The sequence below is a fragment of the Halorubrum californiense DSM 19288 genome (assembly GCF_000336875.1).
Classification (GTDB): domain Archaea; phylum Halobacteriota; class Halobacteria; order Halobacteriales; family Haloferacaceae; genus Halorubrum; species Halorubrum californiense.
On sequence record NZ_AOJK01000040.1, the window covers coordinates 61,056 to 80,473 of the forward strand.

Genomic DNA, 19,418 nt, shown 5'->3' on the forward strand with positions numbered 1-19,418 from the left:
CGAGACGGCGGTTCAGTAGGAGTCGCGACCGATAATGAGGTACAGCAGGATGCCGAGCAGCGGCGCGAAGAACACGACGAGCGCCCACAGGATCGGCGGGTGCTCGCTGCGGCTCTGCGCGTCGGAGTACGTCCACACGATCATCGCGAGGTGGACGACGAGGAATCCGAGGCTGATCAGGAGGGCGATGCCGGCCGCCGCGCCTTGGAGGACCAACGGAGACATGTCAACTGACATCTCCACGCCGCGAGGCAAATGTCTTCGGGATCGGAGCCCCCGCCCGCCGAAACGGCTATTCGAGTCGCCGGCGAACCGTGCGCATGGTCAACGTGGTGCGCGCGGTCGGCGCCGCGGCCGAGTCGCTCTGGGGCCTCGGGCTGCTCGCGCTGGCGCGGACCGGCGACGGGACGGTTCCGGCGGCGCCGTTCGCGACCGGGTTCGCGGTCGGCTACCTCTACCGCCACGCGCGGGCGACCGCGGACTGCCGGCGGTTCCGCGGCGGGCCGGGGCGGAGCCTCGGCATCGCGTTGGCGTGGTCGGCGCTCGGCGTCGCGGCCGGCCGCTCGATGGACGGGAGGGCAGCGAGCCGCGCGTTCGCGGCCGGACTCGGGCTGGGGTCGGCCGGCTACTGGCTCGCCCGACGCGGCGAGTGACCGCGCCGACGCGACCGCCGGAGCCCGAACCGTTTTGATCGCGGAGCGCCCGACTCAGGTATGACGCTCCCAGTCGACGCGGACCGGCTCCGCGCTGACATCGAGGCGAACGCGGCGTTCGGCCGCGTCGAGACGGACGACCCGGACGCGCACGCGCGAACGAATCGAACGGGGACCGAAGCCAACCGGCGGGCCAGAGACCGGCTGGTCGAGCGGCTCCGGGACGCCGGACTCGACGTCGCGGTCGACGCCGTCGGGAACGTCCTCGGGACGTGGACCCCGGCGGGCGCCGACCCCGAGGCGCCTCCGGTCGTCTCGGGCAGCCACCTCGACAGCGTCCCGGAGGGCGGGATATTCGACGGCCCGCTCGGGGTGTACGCCGCGCTGGAGGGGGTCCGCGCGATGCGGGACGCGGGGGTCGAGCCGGACCGACCGGTCGGCGTCGTCAGCTTCACCGAAGAGGAGGGGGGAACCTTCGGCAACGGGCTCTTGGGGTCGTCGGTCGCGACCGGCGAACTGGCGTTCGACGACGCGCTCGCGCTGTCGAACGCCGACGGGGAGACGCTCGGCGAGGCGCTCGATCGGATCGGTTACCGCGGGGGAAGCGCGGTCGACGCCGCCACGCCGACGGACGGCGACGGCGACCCGGCGACGTTCGACCCCGCGTCGTGGGCGGCGTTCTACGAGCTCCACATCGAGCAGGACACGACGCTGGAGGAGGCGGGCGCGGCGGCCGGCGTCGTGACGACGATCACCGGGATCACGCACTGCGAGGCGACGATCGAGGGCGAGGCGAACCACGCGGGCGCGACCCCGATGGGCGAGCGGACCGACGCGCTCGCGGCCGCGAGCGAGTTCGTGTTGGACGTGGAGACCGCCGCGAACGAGGTCGTGGCGTCGTCCTCGCCGTCGGCCGTGGGCACCGTCGGGTCGCTGTCGGTCGCGCCGAACGCGACCAACGTGGTTCCCGGTCGCGTCGAGGCCGGCGTCGACGTCCGCGACGTCGAGGCCGCGTCGATGGAGGCGATCGTCGGCGCCGCGCGCGACTCGCTCGCGCGGCTGGAGCGCGAGCGGGGCGTCGAGACCGCGTTCGAGCGGCCGTTCGACGTCGCGCCGACGCCGATGAGCGACTCCCTCCGCGGGGCCGCGCACGACGCCGCCGACGCGGCCGGGCGCGAGGCGATCGACCTCCACTCCGGCGCGGCCCACGACGCGATGCGGGTCGCGCGCGTCACGGACGCGTCGCTGCTGTTCGCCCCCTCGCGCGACGGCATCTCGCACAACCCCCGCGAGTGGACCGACTGGGCGGACTGCGCCGCCGCGACGGAAGTGCTCGCGGGGGCGCTCGCACGCGTCGCGGGCGAGGAGCGGTGAGGGTCGACGGGGAGGGGAGCGCCCGCGTTCGCGGCGGCACAACCGTTTTGCCGGTCGCCCGCGAGCGACGAGCGTGAGACGTCCACTCGGACTCGCGTCGATCGCGATCGGACTGCTGGCCGGGGTCGCGGGAACGGTCGCCACCACGACCGACGCGCTCGCGAACTGGCCGCCGATCGGCGGGTACCCCGCGTCGACCGTCGTCGGCCGGACGCTGCTCGTCGTGGCCGTCGCGGGACTGGTGTACGGGACCTATTTCCTCGCGATCCGGGTGTTGACGCGATCGGCCAACAAGCGCCGCGCGCACAACGTTCGGAACCTGCTCCGGTTGGCGTTCGTGATCGTCGGGACCGTGGCGACGCTCGCGGTGGCGACGGAGAACTGGCTCGGCCTCCTCTTCTCGCTCGGCGTCATCGGGTTCGCGATCACCTTCGCGCTCCAGCAGCCCCTGCTGTCGCTGATCGCGTGGGTGTACATCGCGGTCAAGCAGCCGTTCGGCGTCGGCGACCGGGTCAAGATCGACGACGCGAAAGGCGACGTGATCGGCGTCGACGTCCTCGTGACGACGCTGTGGGAGATCAACGGCGACCTGGTGACGACGAACCAGCCCTCCGGGCGGGTGGTCACCGTCCCGAACAGCGTCGTCCTCTCGTCGAACGTCGTCAACTTCGTCGGCGGCGGGTCGGCGTACGTCTGGAACGAGGTGTCCGTTCAGGTCGCGTACGAGACCGACCCGGAGTTCGCGCGCTCGGTGATGATCGAGGAGGCGACCGACCTGATCGGCCGAGACATGGCCGAGGGGATCGCCGCCTACCGCGAGGCGCTCGCGGAGACGCCCGTGGAGCTGGCGGTCCACGACGGCCCGAGCGTCAACGTCCGGCAGGAGGAGTCGTGGGGGGAACTCCGCGTGCGGTACCTCACCCACCCGCGACGGGGGCAGCGCGTGAAGAACCGGCTGTACGAGCGGATCCTCGAACGGTTCAACGACAACCCGGACCGCGTCGCGTTCCCGGTGAGCCGGAGTCGGTGAGTCCGAGTCGATGAGTCGGAGCCCGTGAGTCGGGGAGGGCTGGACCGAGTCCGCGCCTCGCGGGCGGCGGATTGCCTCCGGGGAAACGCTTTCCACGGTAACCGCGCACAGCTACCGTATGGACCTCGAAATAGCGGGGAATTCGGCGCTCGTCACGGCGTCATCGAGCGGGCTCGGGAAGGCATCGGCGAAGGCGCTCGCCCGGGAGGGCGTCGACGTCGTGATCAACGGCCGCGACGAGGATCGACTGGCCGAGGCGAAGACTGAGGTCGAGGCGGTCGCGACCGGGGACGTCGTCGCCCAACCCGGCGACCTCACCGAGCCGGACGACGTCTCGACGCTCGTCGAGACGACCGTCGACGAGTTCGGCGGGCTCGACCACCTCGTCACCAGTGCGGGCGGGCCGCCGTCGGGGGCGTTCTTAGAGACCGACGACGAGGACTGGGAGGAGGCGTACGAGCTGCTGGTGATGAGCGTCGTCCGCCTCGCGCGCGCGGCAGAACCGCACCTCCGCGAGGGCGACGGCGGCACCATCGTGAACGTCACCTCCCGGAGCGTGAAGGAGGCGCTCGACAGCCTCGTGTTGTCCAACTCGGTCCGGATGGGCGTCATCGGGCTGGAGAAGACGCTCTCGAAGGAGTTCGCACCGGAGATCCGAGCCAACGCCGTGTTGCCCGGGCCCCACGAGACGTCCCGTATCCGGGAGCTCGTGAACGACGCCGTCGAGCGCGGCGAGTACGACTCCTACGAGGAGGGGCTCGCGGAGTGGGCCGGCAACCCCCTCGAACGCATCGGCGACCCGATGGAGCTCGGCGACACCGTCGCGTTCCTCTCCTCGCCGAAGTCCGGGTTCATCAACGGCACCGCGCTGCCGATCGACGGCGGCGCAACCGGGTCGAACCTATGAAGTCGGTCCGGTTCGACGAGGCCGAGACGTACGAGCCGGAGGCCGGGTGGCGACGGGTCGCGATGGCGGGTAGCGACCGCTTCTCGTTCGAGTGGTTCGAGAAGCCGCCGGGCCACTCCTCCCCGCTCCACGACCACGAGAACGAGCAGGTGTGCCTCTGTCTCGAAGGAGAACTGACCGTCGTCACGGACGAGGGGGAATCGGTGACGCTCGGGCCGAACGACTCCGTCTACCTGGAGGCGAACGAACCCCACCGGGTCGAAAACACCGGTGACGAGCGGTCGGTCGGACTCGACGTGTTCGCGCCCGGGCGCTCGTTCGACTTCTGGACGGACCGGGAGGAGTGAGTCGACCGTGACGGGGGTGATCGCGTGAAGTACCTCGCGCGCACCGCGACCGGCCGAGCGCTGCTCGGCGACGAGGAGGGATACGTGCCGCTTTCGGCGGCGGATCCCAGAGCCAACAGCGTCCGCGACGCGCTCCCGCTGGCGGCCACGGGCGACCTCCCGGGCGTCGACGACGCGCCCGCCGAGCGCGTGCCGACCGAGGACCTGACGTTCGGGCCGCCGCTGGAGCGGTTCGGGAAGCTGTGGGGGATCGGCCTCAACTACGCCGACCACGCCGGCGACCTCGACGAGGAGCGTCCCGAGGAGCCGGCGAGCTTCATGAAGCCGGCGACGGCCCTGACGGGGCCCGGCGGCCCGATCCGGCTGCCGCCGAGCGAGCAGAGCGAGCGCGTGACCGCGGAGGCGGAGCTGGGTGTCCTGTTGGGTCGCGAGTGTCGGTCAGTCGCGACCGCGGACGTGAGCGACGTCGTCGCCGGCTACCTGCCGGTCATCGACGTGACCGCCGAGGACGTGCTCCGGCGGAACCCGCGGTTCCTCACGCGCGCGAAGAGCTACGACACGTTCCTCGTCGTCGGCCCGGCGATAGCGGTGCCCGACGGGCCGGTCGACCTCGCGGACGCGACGGTGTCGACGCGTGTCAACGGCGCGGTCGCGGCCGAAAACGAGGTGCGGAACATGCTGTTTCCGCCGGCCGACATCGTCTCGTTCCACTCGGAGGTATCGACGCTGCGCCCGGGCGACCTGTTCAGCACCGGCACCCCCGGCGCGGCGCCGATCGAACCCGGCGACGAGGTTCGCGGGACCGTCGAGTCTATCGGCTCCGTGTCGGCGTCGGTGACCGGTCGCCGGTCTTGAATCGTCGGGCGCCTGCGGTCGCGAATCCGTCGTCGCCTCGGACGGACTCCAAGAGTGAAGTATATATGCGGTCGTCCGTCTCGGGGTTCACTCGCTTCACCGCGATGGACGGAGGCCGTGAGAAGCTGTTTACTATCCCTCCACGCCGTTGATCGCCCTTTAGAGCGTCTTCGGTGGGTGGTACCCTTCTCGAAAGATAGACAGATTTATCTGCTTTAGCGACTAACTATACGTTAACAGACTGGCGATTGCGGACCTCGCTGTATTTTCGTCGGGGGATCGTCGGAGCAAACCCATGACAGAGACAGACACCTACAGCGACGGCGGAACGGAACGAGAACAGCTCGCGGACCCGAGTGGCGCATCCGCGAACGGCGAGCGCACGCGAACGAGGGCTGACGAGACCGCAGAGACATCGGCGGACGTCGAGGAGCGCACGGAAAGCGAGCGGGAGCGGACCACGACCTGTCCCGAATGCGACGGTCGACTCGCGACAGACACGGAACACGGCGAGACCGTCTGTAGCGACTGCGGGCTGGTCGTCGAGGAGGACTCGGTCGACCGCGGGCCGGAGTGGCGCGCGTTCAACTCCAGCGAGCGGGACAGCAAGTCCCGAGTTGGTGCCCCGACGACGAACATGATGCACGACAAGGGGCTCTCGACGAACATCGGCTGGCAGGACAAAGACGCCTACGGCAAGTCGCTGTCGGGGCGACAGCGACGCCGGATGCAGCGGCTGCGCACGTGGAACGAGCGGTTCCGCACCCGCGACTCCAAGGAGCGCAACCTGAAGCAGGCGCTCGGCGAGATCGATCGGATGGCNGATGCAGCGGCTGCGCACGTGGAACGAGCGGTTCCGCACCCGCGACTCCAAGGAGCGCAACCTGAAGCAGGCGCTCGGCGAGATCGATCGGATGGCCTCGGCACTCGGACTTCCGGACAACGTCCGCGAGACGGCGTCCGTCATCTACCGCCGCGCGCTGAGCGAGGACCTCCTGCCCGGCCGCTCCATCGAGGGCGTCGCGACCGCGGCGCTGTACGCCGCCGCCCGGCAGGTGGGGAACCCCCGGAGCCTCGACGAGTTCACGGCGGTCTCTCGGGTGGAGAAGATGGAACTCACCCGGACGTACCGGTACGTCGTCCGCGAACTCGGACTCCGCGTCCAGCCCGCGGACCCGACGAGCTACGTCCCGCGGTTCGTCTCGCGGCTCGACCTCTCAGAGGAGACCGAGCGCCGCGCCCGCGAACTGCTCGATGACGCCGCGAACGCGGGGATCACGAGCGGGAAGTCGCCGGTCGGACTCGCCGCCGCCGCCGTCTACGCCGCGGCGCTGCTGTCGAACGAGAAGGTGACCCAGAGCCAAGTGTCCGACGTCGCCGACGTCTCGGAGGTCACCATCCGGAACCGGTACAAGGAACTGCTCGAAGCGAGCGGCACCGTGAGCGCCTGATCCGCCGCCACATCCCGATTCGACGCTCAGACGCCGGCGCGTGCCGGTTCGACGCGCGGACGTCGCCTCGGCGCCCGGATCCTCGTCGGCACCTACGTTTTTAACGCGGCCGGCTGTACAGGGTGACATGGTTGACGCGTTCGTCAGACTCGTCTGTCCGGAGTGCGGCAAGGAGTGGCAGGACAATCCCGCCGAGCTTCAGGAGCTTCGATCTAACTTCAGCTGTTCGGCGTGTCACGCGACGCGCCGCCTGACCGAGTTCATGCGAACGGAGCGCGACCTCGAGGCGGTCAGACAGTTCCAGTGACGCTCGGCGGGGGCAACCGCCGCCGACCGACAGCCGGAGTTCCCTCTCGATCGGGAATTCGACGACTGCGTAGTGACGGCCTTCTCGTATCGAACTGTGAAGCGATGCTCTTCGCTCGTTTCGCGTGTCACGCGAACGTCCGAAAACGATCCTGATCGATCTATCGAGAAACCACTTCTCCGCCCCGCTACTCGCGAAATACGCGAACAGTGTGGTAACGTTACTCAAGATAATAATATAAACCTCCGGTAGCAAAGGACTGGTACTCATGAAGAAGCAGGAGCTCATCCATCTTCACGGTCTCCTCGCGGAGGTACGAAAACAGTGCGAGTTCTGGGACGACGACGTTGACCTCGAAGCCTACGAGGAACTGGGCGTGAAGCCGACATCGATTCACAAATCGAAGACCGACCACAAAGCGGCCGTTTTCAAGCTGACAGAGGGAATCACCGAGCCGATGGAGTCGTCCGAATCGGAGCCGCTGGCCCCGACGGCCGACTGAGACGTTTACTGCGCGCTGCTTCTCGCCGACCGCACGATCGACGACCGGCGTCGCAGCCGCCGCTCAGTACCCGTCTTCGTTTCCCTCGTCGAGAGACTCGGACGCCTCGTCCGGGGCCCCAGACTCCTCCGTGGGGTCGCTCTCCGCCGAATCGATCTCGGTGACCGACAGCACCTTGAGGGGGATGTTTTTGAGCCGCTTGCCGATCTCCTTGCGCGCGACGCGGCTGGCGTGTTCGCCGCGGTCGACGTTGAACACGTCCATCTGAAGCTCCAAGGCGACGAGCGCCTCGTCGGCCGCGACGAACGCCGGGTTGAGCCGCTCGCCGCTCGGCGACGTCCGCGTGCCGGTGTCGATCTCGACGTAGTTGAGGTCCGGGTTGAGCATCTCGCCGGTCTTCGAGATGGCGATCCGGACCGCCTCGGCGGCGGTTTCGACGTCGTACACCGGAACCGCGGCCTCGACGACGACTCGACAGTCCATCACGCGCGTGGATACCACGCGAACGAGTATCAAACTTCGGCTGCGGCTGGCCGTCGAGCGCCGAGGCGATCAGCTCTCGGGGATCGGACCGGCCGGTCGCCCCCCCGCGGGCGCCGATCACTCGCCGCCGGCGCGGAGATGGTAGAACACGTACGTCTGCGCGTAGCCGGCGAACTCTCCGCCGAGCCGCTCGCGGATCGCCCGGGAGGTCTCGGCGTAGTTCCCACGTTCGCAGTCGGGGTAGTACTCCTCGATAGTGGTGCGGATCCACGTGTCGAGCGGGACCGCTTCGAGGAATCCCAGCGAGAACAGCAGCACACAGTCGGCGACCTTGTCGCCGACGCCGACGAACCGCGTGAGCGACTCCCGGGCCTCCTCGTAAGGGAGGTCGGCCGCGTCGAACGGGTCGGCCTCGCCGCTCGCGACCATCTCCGCGGTCCGTTGGACGTACGGCGCGCGGTAGCCCAAAGAGAGGTCGCGGAGTTCCTCCTCGGTGCGCGCGGCCAACTGCTCAGGCGACGGGAAGGCGCGGTACGTCCCGTCGCCGAGCGCGACCGCGTCGCCGTACGTCTCCCGGAGCCGTCGCTGCATCCCGTGAATACGGGCGACCCGCATCTGCGCCGAACAGATGAAGGAGATCAGACAGGGGAACACCGGGTCGCGGGTCAGCCGCATCCCCTCGTAGGCGTCGTGCGCCCGCTCCAAGAGCGGGAGGTCCGGCGTGGCGTCGAGGATCGCGTCGAGGTCGTCGTCGAGCCGCAGCAGGTGCGTCAACAGCGGTTCCGCGTCGGTCGACGCCTCCCAGCGGAGCGTCCCGTCGTGAACGCCGCCATCCTGTCGGACCCGGACCGCGACTCGTTCGTCCGTCACGCCGGGAATCGGGTCGACGACAGTCTCGTACCACGCGTCGCCGCCGTGCGCGTGGAGTTCGGCGTACGTCTCGCCGTCCGCGCGGTTCCAGAGGTAGCTCTGTCCGCTCTCGAGAGTCGCCTGTAGGTCGAACGGTCCAGCCAAGTCGCCGACGTCGATCGCCCCGCGTTCCATCGTCTTCGGTCAGGAGGCGCGCAGGCATTCGGGTTTCGGTCCCGGACCGCCGCCGAAGACGGGTTTTTGTCCGCGCGACTCGTACTGCGAGTATGCCGACGTACAGGCGGACGACTCGGGTGCCGGCCCCGATCGAAGACGTGTGGGAGTTTCACTCCACGGTCGACGGACTGCGGGAACTCACCCCCGACTGGATGCGCCTCCGCATCGGCGGGGTCGAGGGACCGGACGGTGCGGCCGACCCAGAGGTCCTCGTCGCCGGGTCGACGATACAGATGTCGATGAGACCGTTCGGGGCCGGCCCGCGGCAGCGGTGGACCTCCCGAATCGCCGAGCGCGAGCCCGAGGGAACGACGCCGCCCGAGCGCTCCGCCCGGTTCGTCGACGAGATGGAGGGCGGCCCGTTCCGACGCTGGGAGCACACGCACGCGTTCTACGCGGACGGCGACGAAACCCTGCTCGTCGACACCGTCGACTACCGCCTCCCGTTCGGACCGCTCGGCGACCTCGCCGGGCCGCCGGCAAAGGTCGGGTTCGAGGGGATGTTCCGCGACCGGCACCGCCGGACGGTCGAGCGGTTCGCCGAGAACTGACGACGCGGCGGCGGCGTGGGAGTCGAACAGCCACCGCTACATTACGTCGACGCGACCGGCGTCGCGTCCGCGCCGAACGTGAGTTCGAAGACGGCGCCGTCGTCGTTTCGGGCCTCGATGTCCCACTCGTGCGCGTCGACGATCCGGTCGACGATCGCCAGTCCGATCCCCGAACTGTCGGCCGACGAGACGCCCGAATCGAAGACCGCGTCAGCGAGTTCGACCGGGATACCCGGCCCGTCGTCCGCGACGTACATCCCGCCGACGCGGCCGTCGGTGGTGAGCGGGCCGACCTCTATCGATACCTCCGAGCCGCCGTGGTCGATCGCGTTCCGGAAGAGGTTCTCCAGCGCCTGTCGGAGCCGACCCGGGTCGGCCTCGACGCGACCGATCCCCTCGGTGACCGTGAGCGTCGCGTCGGGCGCGCGCACCGACCCCCACGCCTCCTCCGCGACGGCCGCGATCGGGACCGGCTCGGTCTCGCCGATCGCTTCGCCGCGCCGCGCGAGCATGAGCAGGTCGTCGATCAGCGTCTCCATGCGGTCGACCGCGCCGCTCATGGCGTCGTACCGCGCCGGGGTGAGTTCGTCCTCGGAGAGCGACAGGTAGCCGGAGATCACGTTCAGGGGGTTCCGCAGGTCGTGCGAGACGACCGCGCTGAACTGTTCCAGCTGTTCCGCCTGGCGTCGGAGCGCCTTTCTGCGGTCGTTGCGCGCGGTGGTGTGCGCGATCAGATCGCCGAGGGTGCGGTACAGGCCAACCTCGTCGTCCGTCCAGGCGCGGGGGTCGTCGGACTCGAACGCGACGACTCCGCTCAGCTCCCAGTCGACGACGAGCGGGACGTGAACCGTCGCCGGTGGTTCCGCGCTCCGGATCTCGTCGCCCCCGCCGTCCGCATCCCCGGGAGGGACCGAACCGCGCGCGACGTTGCCGAACATCGACAGCTGTTCGGGGTCGGGGAACTCCTCGAATGGCCTCGATTCCGGCTCGGGCCCGTTGGGATACCAACCGTACGCGGGGACGAACTGCCCGTCGTCCTCCCGGTAACAGACGATCCGATCGAGCTTGGCGTGTTCGCCGACGTTCTGCATCGTCCACTCGATTTTCGTCCCGACCTCATCGGTGCGGGTGCTCATCAGCGTCGTTCCGGCGTCGAGTAACACGTCGGCGAGGCGGGCGACATCGTCGTCACCGAGTCGGACGCGATCGGGGTTCAGCCGGCTCGCGAGACGCTCGGCGAGCGGGTGGGACGCGTCGACCCCGCCGGTAGTCGATTCCCAGCCGTCCGCGTCGACGACGTCGTCCACGCCGGCCGCTAACAGGGATCGGAAGGTCGCCGTCGTCGCGCCCTCGACGAGCGCGATTACCGGCACGTTCGATGGGAGCGCCGCGAGCCGCTCCGCCACCGCGTCGTCGGTCGCGGCCGCAGCGGTGACGACGACGCCGCACGTGCCGTTCAGCGGATCCTCGCCGCCCCGGTCACCGTCCAGATCCGACGGGACGAACGTGCGGAGTTCCGGTCCCCTCGGGCCGCCCCAAACGGCGTCGACCGCGCGGGACACGCGTTCGCTCGCGCTCGGGTCCTCCCCCACGAACGCGACAACTGTTCGCCGGTCCATATCTAGTTCACTCGTTCAGGCGGCTTCAACGTTCATCCCCAAATATCGGCGCTGAAAACGCTACGTCGGAGTCGCTTTCGCGGTGACGTAGATACCGGCGAGGACGACGCACCCGCCCGCGACCGTCGCCGGCGTCGGCGTCTCCGACAGCAACGCGGCCGCGAGCAGCGTCGCCCCGACCGGTTCGCCGAGCAACGAGACGGAGACGACGCTCGACTCGAGATGCGCGAGCGCCCAGTTGAGAACGGTGTGACCGAGCAGTCCCGGCCCGACCGCGAGCCCGGCGAAGAGGAGCCACTCCCGGGCGGTATATCCCGTGAGGGGATGTCCCGCGGCGAGGACGAACGCGAGCAGAACGACCACGCAGACGCCGTACACGACGGTGACGTAGGGAATCAGCGAGATACGCTGGCGCAACGAGCGACCGGCCAGCACGTAGCCCGCGGCGGCGACGGCGCTCGCGAGCGCCAGCGCGTTGCCGTACAGCGGACGGGGACCGACCGCCACGCCGCCGAGGAAGTCGCCGAGCGACATCGACGCCATCCCGCCGACGGCGACCGCGATACCCGCGGCCATCCGACGCGTGACGCGTTCGCGCAACAGCAGCCACGCACCGATCGAGACGAACACCGGTTGCGCCTGAACGAGCGTCACGCTCGCGGCGACGCTCGTCCACCGGAGGCTCTCGAACCAGGCCGCGAAGTGGACCGCGAGCGCAACCCCGGACAGCACCGCGAACGCGAGGTCGCAAGACCGGATCCGCACGAACTCGTCGCGGTACCGCCACGCCGCTATCGCGGCCAGCGGCAGGGTCGTGAACAGCACTCGGTAGAACGCGGCGACCGAGCTCGGCGCGTCGCTCAGGCGGACGAGAATCGCGCCCGCGCTCACCGCGGCGACCGCGGCCGCCAGCCCCACCTTCGGCGACACCGCCGGCTTCGAACTCATCGGATCTCGTGATCGTTCGACCGGCGTGCGCTTACGGGTTTCGAGAGCCGCCCCGTCGGGGCGCGAGGTGCCCCTCTCGCTCTCTCCCGACAAACGACGCCGACGGAGATTTCACACCCCGGCGCGAATGACCGCACATGTGTGCGGACACGTTCGGCGTCGGCATCCGCGTCGCCGAGACGGAGCTCCGAGTCGTTGTCGGCGTCCCTTCCGACATCGACGCCGGATGGACCGACCCCGAGACGTTCCAGTCGCTCGTCGCGGAGGCCGTGTGGGAGCGACTCGACCGCCGCCCGACCCTGGAGGCCGTCGCCTCGCGGTACGACACCGGTGAGACCGCCACCCTCGGGAGCGTGACGCTCGAACCGGATGGCACGGTAGTGGAGGCCGACCTCAACCGCATCGCTGCGTCCGAGGCGCAGCACGATCCGACCGACTGACGAACCGCGTCAGCGCGGCGTCTCTTTCACTCCTCGGAGACGCCCGCTTCGAGCGCGGCGCCGACCGCCCACGTCCGCTCCGGCCGGTACGCTGTGAGGTCGTATCGGGTCGGTCCCACGGTGTCCCCCCACGTCTCCAGCGCGCCGAGCGTGACGAGTCCCGACAGAGTCGCACCCAGCGTCCGCGGTGTCGTCTCCGGTTCGGTCAGCGCGGCGTGGACCTGTTTCGACTGTGGGTAGTTCCGGTCGCACGTCTCGATGCCGCGCTTGGCCTCGACCCAGTGGCGACGGACGTATCCGAAGGTCGTGGGGTCGTCGCCGGAGAGTCGTTCGACCGCCGCCATCGTGTCCGGATCAACGGCACGGACGGCGTCCATGCTCCCCCCGACCCGTGAAAGCAGCTCCGCAGGCCCCTCGATAGAACACCCTATCCTGATCCGACTCGCTCGTCCCCGGAAGCGCTCGATGAGGCGCTCCGCGAACGTAACCGCCGAGTCGACACCGTTCCGAACGGCGACCTGTGCGAGGTCATCGACGAACACGTCAACCGTCCCCGACGGCGCGCCGTCGAAATGGTCGGCGACGGCGTCGAACACCCGCTCGCGCTCCGTGTCTCGGCCGATCACCATGTGCGCAACTCCGCTGTTCGGCATCACCTGCGTCGACGCGGCGGCTCCACTCCGGACGATGTCGTTCACGTCCACGACCGCCTCCCGACTCGGCGGCCCGCCGGGCGTTCGATTCCAACCGTTCCGCCACGCCTCGACGTCAGTGCCGAACAACACAGACACGACGCGGTCCGATGACCCCTCGTCGTGAACCGGCGGGGGATCGCCGCAGCACAGCCGTACCGTGTTGTTCGATCCGTCCATTATGGGTTGACTTCAGCGAGAAAAGTGATAAACTTACCCATGAAACTATTAGTACTGATATGGGTCTCGGTGAGCGGATCGCCGACCGGACACCGTTCGTCCGGCTTCCCCGCACTTTGGGTCCCGATAGCGCTGCCGCTATCTCGGACTACTACCGTTCGCGACGGGCGTGCGTCCGTCACCGATCGCGGCCGCACGCGGTCGGATGCGAGCGCGGCGGCTCGTTGGATATGAAAAAAAGCCCACGGACGCGATGTCCGTGGGCTAAACTGGGAGTAGTCTCCCGATGNGCGGTCGGATGCGAGCGCGGCGGCTCGTTGGATATGAAAAAAAGCCCACGGACGCGATGTCCGTGGGCTAAACTGGGAGTAGTCTCCCGATGAGTGGGTAGGCGGCGACCCGTGGTTCCCAGAGGATCGCTCACTCCAGTACTTCACGGTACGCTGGTGGGCTTAACTTCCGTGTTCGGAATGGGTACGGGGGTTTCCCCACCGCTCTGGCCGCCTTCATGCCGACTCTCGGAGTTGAACCGAGACTCTCTACTGAGAGACGCCTGTGTCGGTCTGGTTCGATACCAACCGTGTATATCGTGCGATCCAGTTACCGCCTGAACTCATGCGAGTCGTGGCGCGTCAGCGCCAATGAATGTGGCTTGGTCTGTTAGTTCTCGTGGGCTTAACACCTCGTTGCCTCGGTGCGTACACCCCGAGTCTATCGAACTCGTCTTCTACGAGTGACCTCAACGGTACCTCTTTTCCATGTGGGTTTCGAGCTTAGATGCGTTCAGCTCTTACCCCGTGTCGCGTGGCTACTCGGCATCTGCCCTTCCGGACAACCGATACACCAGTGGCGACCAAACGTAGTTCCTCTCGTACTATACGTTCGTTCACGTCAGGTACCTCACACCCCCAATAGATAGCAGCCGACCTGTCTCACGACGGTCTAAACCCAGCTCACGACCTCCTTTAATAGGCGAACAACCTCNCCCTTGCCCGCGTCTGCACGGGCAGGATGGAGGGAACCGACATCGAGGTAGCAAGCCACTCGGTCGATATGTGCTCTTGCGAGTGACGACTCTGTTATCCCTAAGGTAGCTTTTCTGTCATCTACGGGTCCCATTCCGGAACCTCGTAGGTTCGCTAGACCACGCTTTCGCGTCAGCGTTCCTCGTTGGGAAGAACACTGTCAGACCATCTTTTGCTCTTGCGCTCTTCGCCGGATTCCTGACCCGGCTGAGATGATCTTCGGGCGCGCTCGATATCTTTTCGAGCGCGTACCGCCCCAGTCAAACTGCCCGGCTACCGGTGTACTCCTCCCGGAGTGAGAGTCGCAGTCACCGACGGGTAGTATTTCAGTGTTGACTCGGTGGCGTGCTAGCGCACGTACCTGTGTAGCGTCTCCTACCTATGCTGCACATCGGCGACCACGTCTCAGCGACAGCCTGCAGTAAAGCTCTATAGGGTCTTCGCTTCCCCTTGGGGGTCTCCAGACTCCGCACTGGAACGTACAGTTCACCGGGTCCAACGTTGGGACAGTGGCGCTCTCGTTTATCCATTCATGCAAGCCGCTACTGAAGCGGCAAGGTACTACGCTACCTTAAGAGGGTCATAGTTCCCCCCGCCGTTGACGGGTCCTTCGTCCTCTTGTACGAGGTGTTCAGATACCCGCACTGGGCAGGATTCAGTGACCGTACGAGTCCTTGCGGATTTGCGGTCACCTGTGTTGTTACTAGACAGTCGGAGCGCCCGAGTCACTGCGACCTGCTCCTCAGAGAGCAGGCATCCCTTCTTCCGAAGGTACGGGACTAACTTGCCGAATTCCCTAACGTCGGTTCTCCCGACAGGCCTTGCCTTGCGCTGGCAGAGCACCTGTGTCGGATCTCGGTACGGACATCGTGCTTGCCTTTTCACGGGCCCTGTGTACGGCTGACTTTCGCTGTTTCGCGCTTCTCTCGCTTCGTGCCGTGACGGCGTCCACGAGGTTCCACGATTCGACCGGGCGAATGCCCGGCTCAGCGTTCCACACGGCGTCGGCGTTTACTGCACGATGGCGCTGGAATATTAACCAGCTTCCCGTCGGTGTAGTCAGGTTGTGGTACACCTTAGGACCGGCTAACCCTCGGCTGAACGGCAGGGCCGAGGAACCCTTGCTCTTCAGGCCGTCGAGGTTCTCACCCGACTATCGCTGCTACTGTGACCAGGATTGTCGTTACTGGACGGTCCACACGAGCTCTCGCCCGGGCTTCCGTCCGACCAGTACGCCAACCTACGCGGTTGCCCCTGTCAAGGGCACGGCCAGGTCTCGGTGGTAGATTTGAGCCCCGATCATTTTGGGCGCCTCAAACCTCGGCCGGTAAGCTGTTACGCTTTTCTTAGCGGGTAGCTGCTTCTAAGCTCACCTCCCGGCTGTTTAGGGCTTGAGACCACCTTCGAATCGCACTTAATCTACACTTTGGGACCTTAACCCGGCTCTGGGTTGTTCCCCTCACGGTACACAGGCTTACCCCGCGCACCGGACTCCCATCGTCTACGGCGCCTGCGGGTTTGGAGTTCGACAGGATGGCCGACTCCTCTCGGAGGCGGGNCAGGCTTACCCCGCGCACCGGACTCCCATCGTCTACGGCGCCTGCGGGTTTGGAGTTCGACAGGATGGCCGACTCCTCTCGGAGGCGGGTCATCCAATCGGTAGCTCTACCCCGCGGGCTACCTCTGATGAGGTCATGCTTCGACATGTTTCGGTTGGAACCAGCTGTTGCCAGGCTCGATGGGCCTTTCACCCCTACACACGAGTCACGAGAGGGTATTGTAGAACACCAACTCTAACAGGCCTCCACGTGGCTTTCGCCACGCTTCACCTTGCTCGCGCGTAGATCGCCTGGTTTCGGGTCGCACCCAATTGACTCCCCGCGCTTGAACACGGTGGCCCTCGCAATGCTGCGGCCGTATCGGTTTCCCTGCGCCTTCCCCGGTTCACGGGTTAGACTCGCCAATCAAGTGCACTCCCTGGGTCGTTTTTCAAAACGCACGACACGACGCCGGCTCGATTCTCTTCCTACTGGAGGATCGCTCCTCGGTCGTTTTGAGAATCGCCTTGTACGCCCTGTCGCTCGATCGCCAGCTGATTTCAGGCCCTATTGCACCGCCCTTCTCGGGGGGCTTTTCAGCGTTCGCTCACGCTACTTGTTCGCTATCGGTCTCGAGGAGTGTTTAGCCTTCTCAGGGGATGCCTGAGATGTTCACAGAGGATATCCGCCCCCTGCTACTCTGGATTTGACGCCAACGGTACTGTTCTCTCATACGGGGTTGTCACCCTGTTTCACGCTCCGTTCCAGGAGACTTCTGAGAGAGTGTCGCGTTTTGATTGTCAACCCGAACACCACATTGGTCCGAAGACCTTCGGTTTGGGCTGTGTCGCGTTTACTCGCGGTTACTGACGACATCGCTGTTGCGTTCTTTTCCTGCCCTTACTGAGATGTTTCAATTCAGGGCGTTCCCTATTGCGCGTGGCAATTGTTGAACGGATTCCGATTGGGAGATCTCGTGTTCTTTCCCTCCATGCGGGTCCCACGAGCTTTTCGCAGCTTGGCACGTCCGTCGTCGGCTCTCGAGCCGAGCCATTCACCAGCTGGCACAGTAGCCAGTAGTGTGTCAACTGACTCTCGAAGGAGAGTCGTTGACGGTGTCAGAAATACTCTAACGAGTATTCCGACTGTATATGGTTCACTGACGTTCCACGAACTCGGATGAGTTCAGTGGACGTCTGGATCGCACGTATACACGGTTGTCATTGAATCGCCCCGGGGGTGACGGGGCGTTCGTCGAACCCTTCCCATCCGCGGTTTCCCGGGATGGTGCATCGGTCGTCGTGTTCGATCCGAGTTGCGTCTCCCATATAAGGGGATGGATTCGGACCGAACGGACATGGACTCACTGGGATTCGAACCCAGGGCATCCTCCTTGCAAGGGAGGCACTCTACCGCTGAGCTATGAGCCCACCTTCCCTGTGGGGAAGGTCTGGTGTGTTGTGTGGGCCGTGGTCGTTCTGAGGTGTCCAAGCCGGTGGGTGGCGGACAATACAGTCCAATGCGAATGAGTAGTGACCGTCGTGGTGACGGTCTAAGGTGAGCCTCCCAGAGGGAGGTCTCGGGTCNGGGTGGCGGACAATACAGTCCAATGCGAATGAGTAGTGACCGTCGTGGTGACGGTCTAAGGTGAGCCTCCCAGAGGGAGGTCTCGGGTCGGTGGAGGTGATCCAGCCGCAGATTCCCCTACGGCTACCTTGTTACGACTTAAGCCCCCTTGCGAAGCCCAGATTCGACGTACGAGGTACGCCTCATCCGGACCTCACTCGGGTGCTTTGACGGGCGGTGTGTGCAAGGAGCAGGGACGTATTCACCGCGCGCTTGTGACACGCGATTACTACCGAATCCAGCTTCATGTGGGCGAGTTGCAGCCCACAATCCGAACTACGATCGAGTTTCTGAGATTACCGTCTCCTTTCGGAGTAGGAACCCTTTGTCTCGACCATTGTAGCCCGCGTGTTGCCCAGCACATTCGGGGCATACTGACCTACCGTTGCCCGTTCCTTCCTCCGTGTTAGCCACGGCGGTCCCCCTACTGTCCCCAGCTACCTCGCGGTACTGCTGGCAAGTAAGGGTGCGGGTCTCGCTCGTTGCCTGACTTAACAGGACGCCTCACGGTACGAGCTGACGGCGGCCATGCACCTCCTCTCTGAGGCTCGGATAAGGTCATCAACCTGATCGTCATTACCACAGTCGATGCTGGTGAGATGTCCGGCGTTGAGTCCAATTAAACCGCAGGCTCCTCCGGTTGTAGTGCTCCCCCGCCAATTCCTTTAAGTTTCATCCTTGCGGACGTACTTCCCAGGCGGTCTGCTTAGCGGCTTCCCTACGGCACAGCACCCACTCGTAGTGGGAGCCACACCTAGCAGACATTGTTTACGGCCAGGACTACCCGGGTATCTAATCCGGTTCGAGACCCTGGCTTTCGTCCCTCACTGTCGGATCCGTTCTCGCGACGTGCTTTCGCCATCGGCGGTCCGTCCAGGATTACGGGATTTCACTCCTACCCCGGACGTACCCGTCGCGCCTTCCGGTCCCAAGCCACGCAGTTTCTACCGGGCGCCCACCTGTTGAGCAGGTGGATTTCCCGATGGACTTGCGCGGCCAGCTACGGACGCTTTAGGCCCAATAAGATCGGCCATCACTTGGGCTGCCGGTATTACCGCGGCGGCTGGCACCGGTCTTGCCCAGCCCTTATTCTGGTACCGCCTTAGGGTACCGAAAAGCACAGGCGCTATGCCTGTGCACTTGGGATCCCCCTATCGCACTGTCGTGCAGTGTAAAGGTTTCGCGCCTGCTGCGCCCCGTAGGGCCCGGAATCTTGTCTCAGATTCCGTCTCTGGGTTCTCACTCTCATGACCCATACCGATTATTGGCACGGTGGGCCGTTACCCCACCGTCTACCTAATCGGCCGCAGCCACATCCTTCGGCGCCGGAGCGTTTGGCGTACCACTCATTCCAGTGGTGGTACGGTATACACTATTGGCCTCAGTTTCCCGAGGGTATTGTGTTCCGAAGGGNGCCGGAGCGTTTGGCGTACCACTCATTCCAGTGGTGGTACGGTATACACTATTGGCCTCAGTTTCCCGAGGGTATTGTGTTCCGAAGGGTAGTTTGGCCACGTGTTACTGAGCTATTCGCTACGAGTCTGAACTCGTACAACTAGCATGGCTAAATCGGATCCCAATAGCAATGGCCTCCGGCAGGATCAACCGGAATGAGTATCCTTCGAGCCTGATTCCCGGCTCGAAGGGGGTGTTGGCGGGTGTCAATCTCGGTGAAGAGGGTTGACACACCATTGCATTGGTCTGTGTGGTGTCCGGTTTACCCAGCGGCTTGGATGGCACCGAACGACCACGGCTCACATCAGATCACCGCTTACGCCGGAGCGCAGGGGGCGTGATCCTCATC

General features: G+C 66.0%; 16 protein-coding genes, 1 tRNA gene, 3 rRNA genes and 1 pseudogene. 11 read left to right on the forward strand and 10 right to left on the reverse strand.

Going from position 1 to position 19,418, the window contains the following annotated elements; genetic code table 11:
• Positions 1–12: 12 nt before the first annotated feature.
• Positions 13–225: a PLDc N-terminal domain-containing protein gene (locus tag C463_RS08495; RefSeq protein ID WP_008442772.1), complete on the reverse strand. Its 213-nt coding sequence runs from the start codon at positions 223–225 to the stop codon at positions 13–15.
• 95 nt (positions 226–320) lie between these two features.
• Here C463_RS08495 and C463_RS08500 point away from each other — a divergent pair, with 95 nt between their 5' ends.
• The 9 genes and pseudogenes from C463_RS08500 to C463_RS08540 all read left to right on the forward strand — a co-directional run bounded on the left by C463_RS08500 (position 321) and on the right by C463_RS08540 (position 7,426).
• Positions 321–653, forward strand: a complete 333-nt coding sequence (locus tag C463_RS08500; RefSeq protein ID WP_008442775.1) for a hypothetical protein — start codon at positions 321–323, stop codon at positions 651–653.
• A 60-nt stretch (positions 654–713) separates the two neighbouring features.
• Positions 714–2,027, forward strand: coding sequence for a Zn-dependent hydrolase (locus tag C463_RS08505; RefSeq protein WP_008442777.1), 1,314 nt, complete (start codon positions 714–716; stop codon positions 2,025–2,027).
• A 73-nt stretch (positions 2,028–2,100) separates the two neighbouring features.
• A complete protein-coding gene (locus tag C463_RS08510) occupies positions 2,101–3,057 on the forward strand; it encodes a mechanosensitive ion channel family protein (RefSeq protein WP_008442779.1) in 957 nt (318 codons plus the stop codon).
• A 118-nt stretch (positions 3,058–3,175) separates the two neighbouring features.
• The gene (locus C463_RS08515; protein ID WP_008442781.1) at positions 3,176–3,964 is read left to right on the forward strand and encodes an SDR family oxidoreductase; all 789 of its coding nucleotides are present in this window, start codon (positions 3,176–3,178) and stop codon (positions 3,962–3,964) included.
• The gene (locus C463_RS08520) at positions 3,961–4,311 is read left to right on the forward strand and encodes a cupin domain-containing protein (protein WP_008442783.1); all 351 of its coding nucleotides are present in this window, start codon (positions 3,961–3,963) and stop codon (positions 4,309–4,311) included. The genes C463_RS08515 and C463_RS08520 overlap by 4 nt, the downstream gene beginning before the upstream one ends.
• Before the next feature lie 24 nt (positions 4,312–4,335).
• Positions 4,336–5,166, forward strand: coding sequence for a fumarylacetoacetate hydrolase family protein (locus tag C463_RS08525; RefSeq protein ID WP_008442784.1), 831 nt, complete (start codon positions 4,336–4,338; stop codon positions 5,164–5,166).
• Between the two features lie 295 nt (positions 5,167–5,461).
• A pseudogene (locus tag C463_RS08530) lies at positions 5,462–6,617 on the forward strand (transcription initiation factor IIB).
• Between the two features lie 127 nt (positions 6,618–6,744).
• Positions 6,745–6,924, forward strand: coding sequence for a DUF7836 family putative zinc-binding protein (locus C463_RS08535; RefSeq protein ID WP_008442787.1), 180 nt, complete (start codon positions 6,745–6,747; stop codon positions 6,922–6,924).
• A 268-nt stretch (positions 6,925–7,192) separates the two neighbouring features.
• The gene (locus C463_RS08540) at positions 7,193–7,426 is read left to right on the forward strand and encodes a UPF0058 family protein (protein ID WP_004598519.1); all 234 of its coding nucleotides are present in this window, start codon (positions 7,193–7,195) and stop codon (positions 7,424–7,426) included.
• A gap of 63 nt (positions 7,427–7,489) precedes the next feature.
• Here C463_RS08540 and C463_RS08545 read toward each other — a convergent pair whose 3' ends face one another.
• Positions 7,490–7,909 carry a DUF555 domain-containing protein gene (locus C463_RS08545; RefSeq protein ID WP_008442788.1) on the reverse strand — a complete coding sequence of 140 codons (420 nt, stop codon included), beginning with the start codon at positions 7,907–7,909 and terminating at the stop codon, positions 7,490–7,492.
• A 117-nt stretch (positions 7,910–8,026) separates the two neighbouring features.
• Positions 8,027–8,953: a DNA-3-methyladenine glycosylase family protein gene (locus tag C463_RS08550; protein WP_008442789.1), complete on the reverse strand. Its 927-nt coding sequence runs from the start codon at positions 8,951–8,953 to the stop codon at positions 8,027–8,029.
• Between the two features lie 92 nt (positions 8,954–9,045).
• Between C463_RS08550 and C463_RS08555 the strand changes: the two genes are divergently transcribed.
• Positions 9,046–9,546, forward strand: a complete 501-nt coding sequence (locus tag C463_RS08555) for an SRPBCC family protein (RefSeq protein ID WP_049905714.1) — start codon at positions 9,046–9,048, stop codon at positions 9,544–9,546.
• A 41-nt stretch (positions 9,547–9,587) separates the two neighbouring features.
• Here the strand turns inward: C463_RS08555 and C463_RS08560 are convergent, their stop codons facing one another.
• On the reverse strand, positions 9,588–11,165 hold the full coding sequence (locus tag C463_RS08560) for a sensor histidine kinase (RefSeq protein ID WP_008442791.1): 1,578 nt from the start codon (positions 11,163–11,165) through the stop codon (positions 9,588–9,590).
• Positions 11,166–11,225: 60 nt separating this feature from the next.
• Entirely contained in the window at positions 11,226–12,113 is an 888-nt protein-coding gene (locus C463_RS08565; protein ID WP_008442794.1) for a DMT family transporter, read from the reverse strand.
• Positions 12,114–12,250: 137 nt separating this feature from the next.
• Here C463_RS08565 and C463_RS08570 point away from each other — a divergent pair, with 137 nt between their 5' ends.
• Positions 12,251–12,553, forward strand: a complete 303-nt coding sequence (locus C463_RS08570) for a hypothetical protein (protein ID WP_008442797.1) — start codon at positions 12,251–12,253, stop codon at positions 12,551–12,553.
• A 26-nt stretch (positions 12,554–12,579) separates the two neighbouring features.
• On the opposite strand, the gene C463_RS08575 is transcribed toward C463_RS08570, so the two are convergent.
• From C463_RS08575 to C463_RS08595, 5 genes are all read right to left on the reverse strand, one after another.
• Complete coding sequence (locus C463_RS08575) at positions 12,580–13,425, reverse strand: hypothetical protein (RefSeq protein ID WP_008442798.1); 846 nt, start codon at positions 13,423–13,425, stop codon at positions 12,580–12,582.
• A gap of 386 nt (positions 13,426–13,811) precedes the next feature.
• Positions 13,812–13,933 (reverse strand): 5S ribosomal RNA (rrf, locus tag C463_RS08580).
• 134 nt (positions 13,934–14,067) lie between these two features.
• Positions 14,068–17,070 (reverse strand): 23S ribosomal RNA (locus C463_RS08585).
• Between the two features lie 276 nt (positions 17,071–17,346).
• Positions 17,347–17,418: transfer RNA gene (locus C463_RS08590), tRNA-Ala, on the reverse strand.
• Between the two features lie 248 nt (positions 17,419–17,666).
• Positions 17,667–19,226, reverse strand: a 16S ribosomal RNA gene (locus C463_RS08595).
• The 16S, 23S and 5S rRNA genes sit together here with 1 tRNA gene alongside, the layout of an rRNA operon.
• Positions 19,227–19,418: the final 192 nt, after the last annotated feature.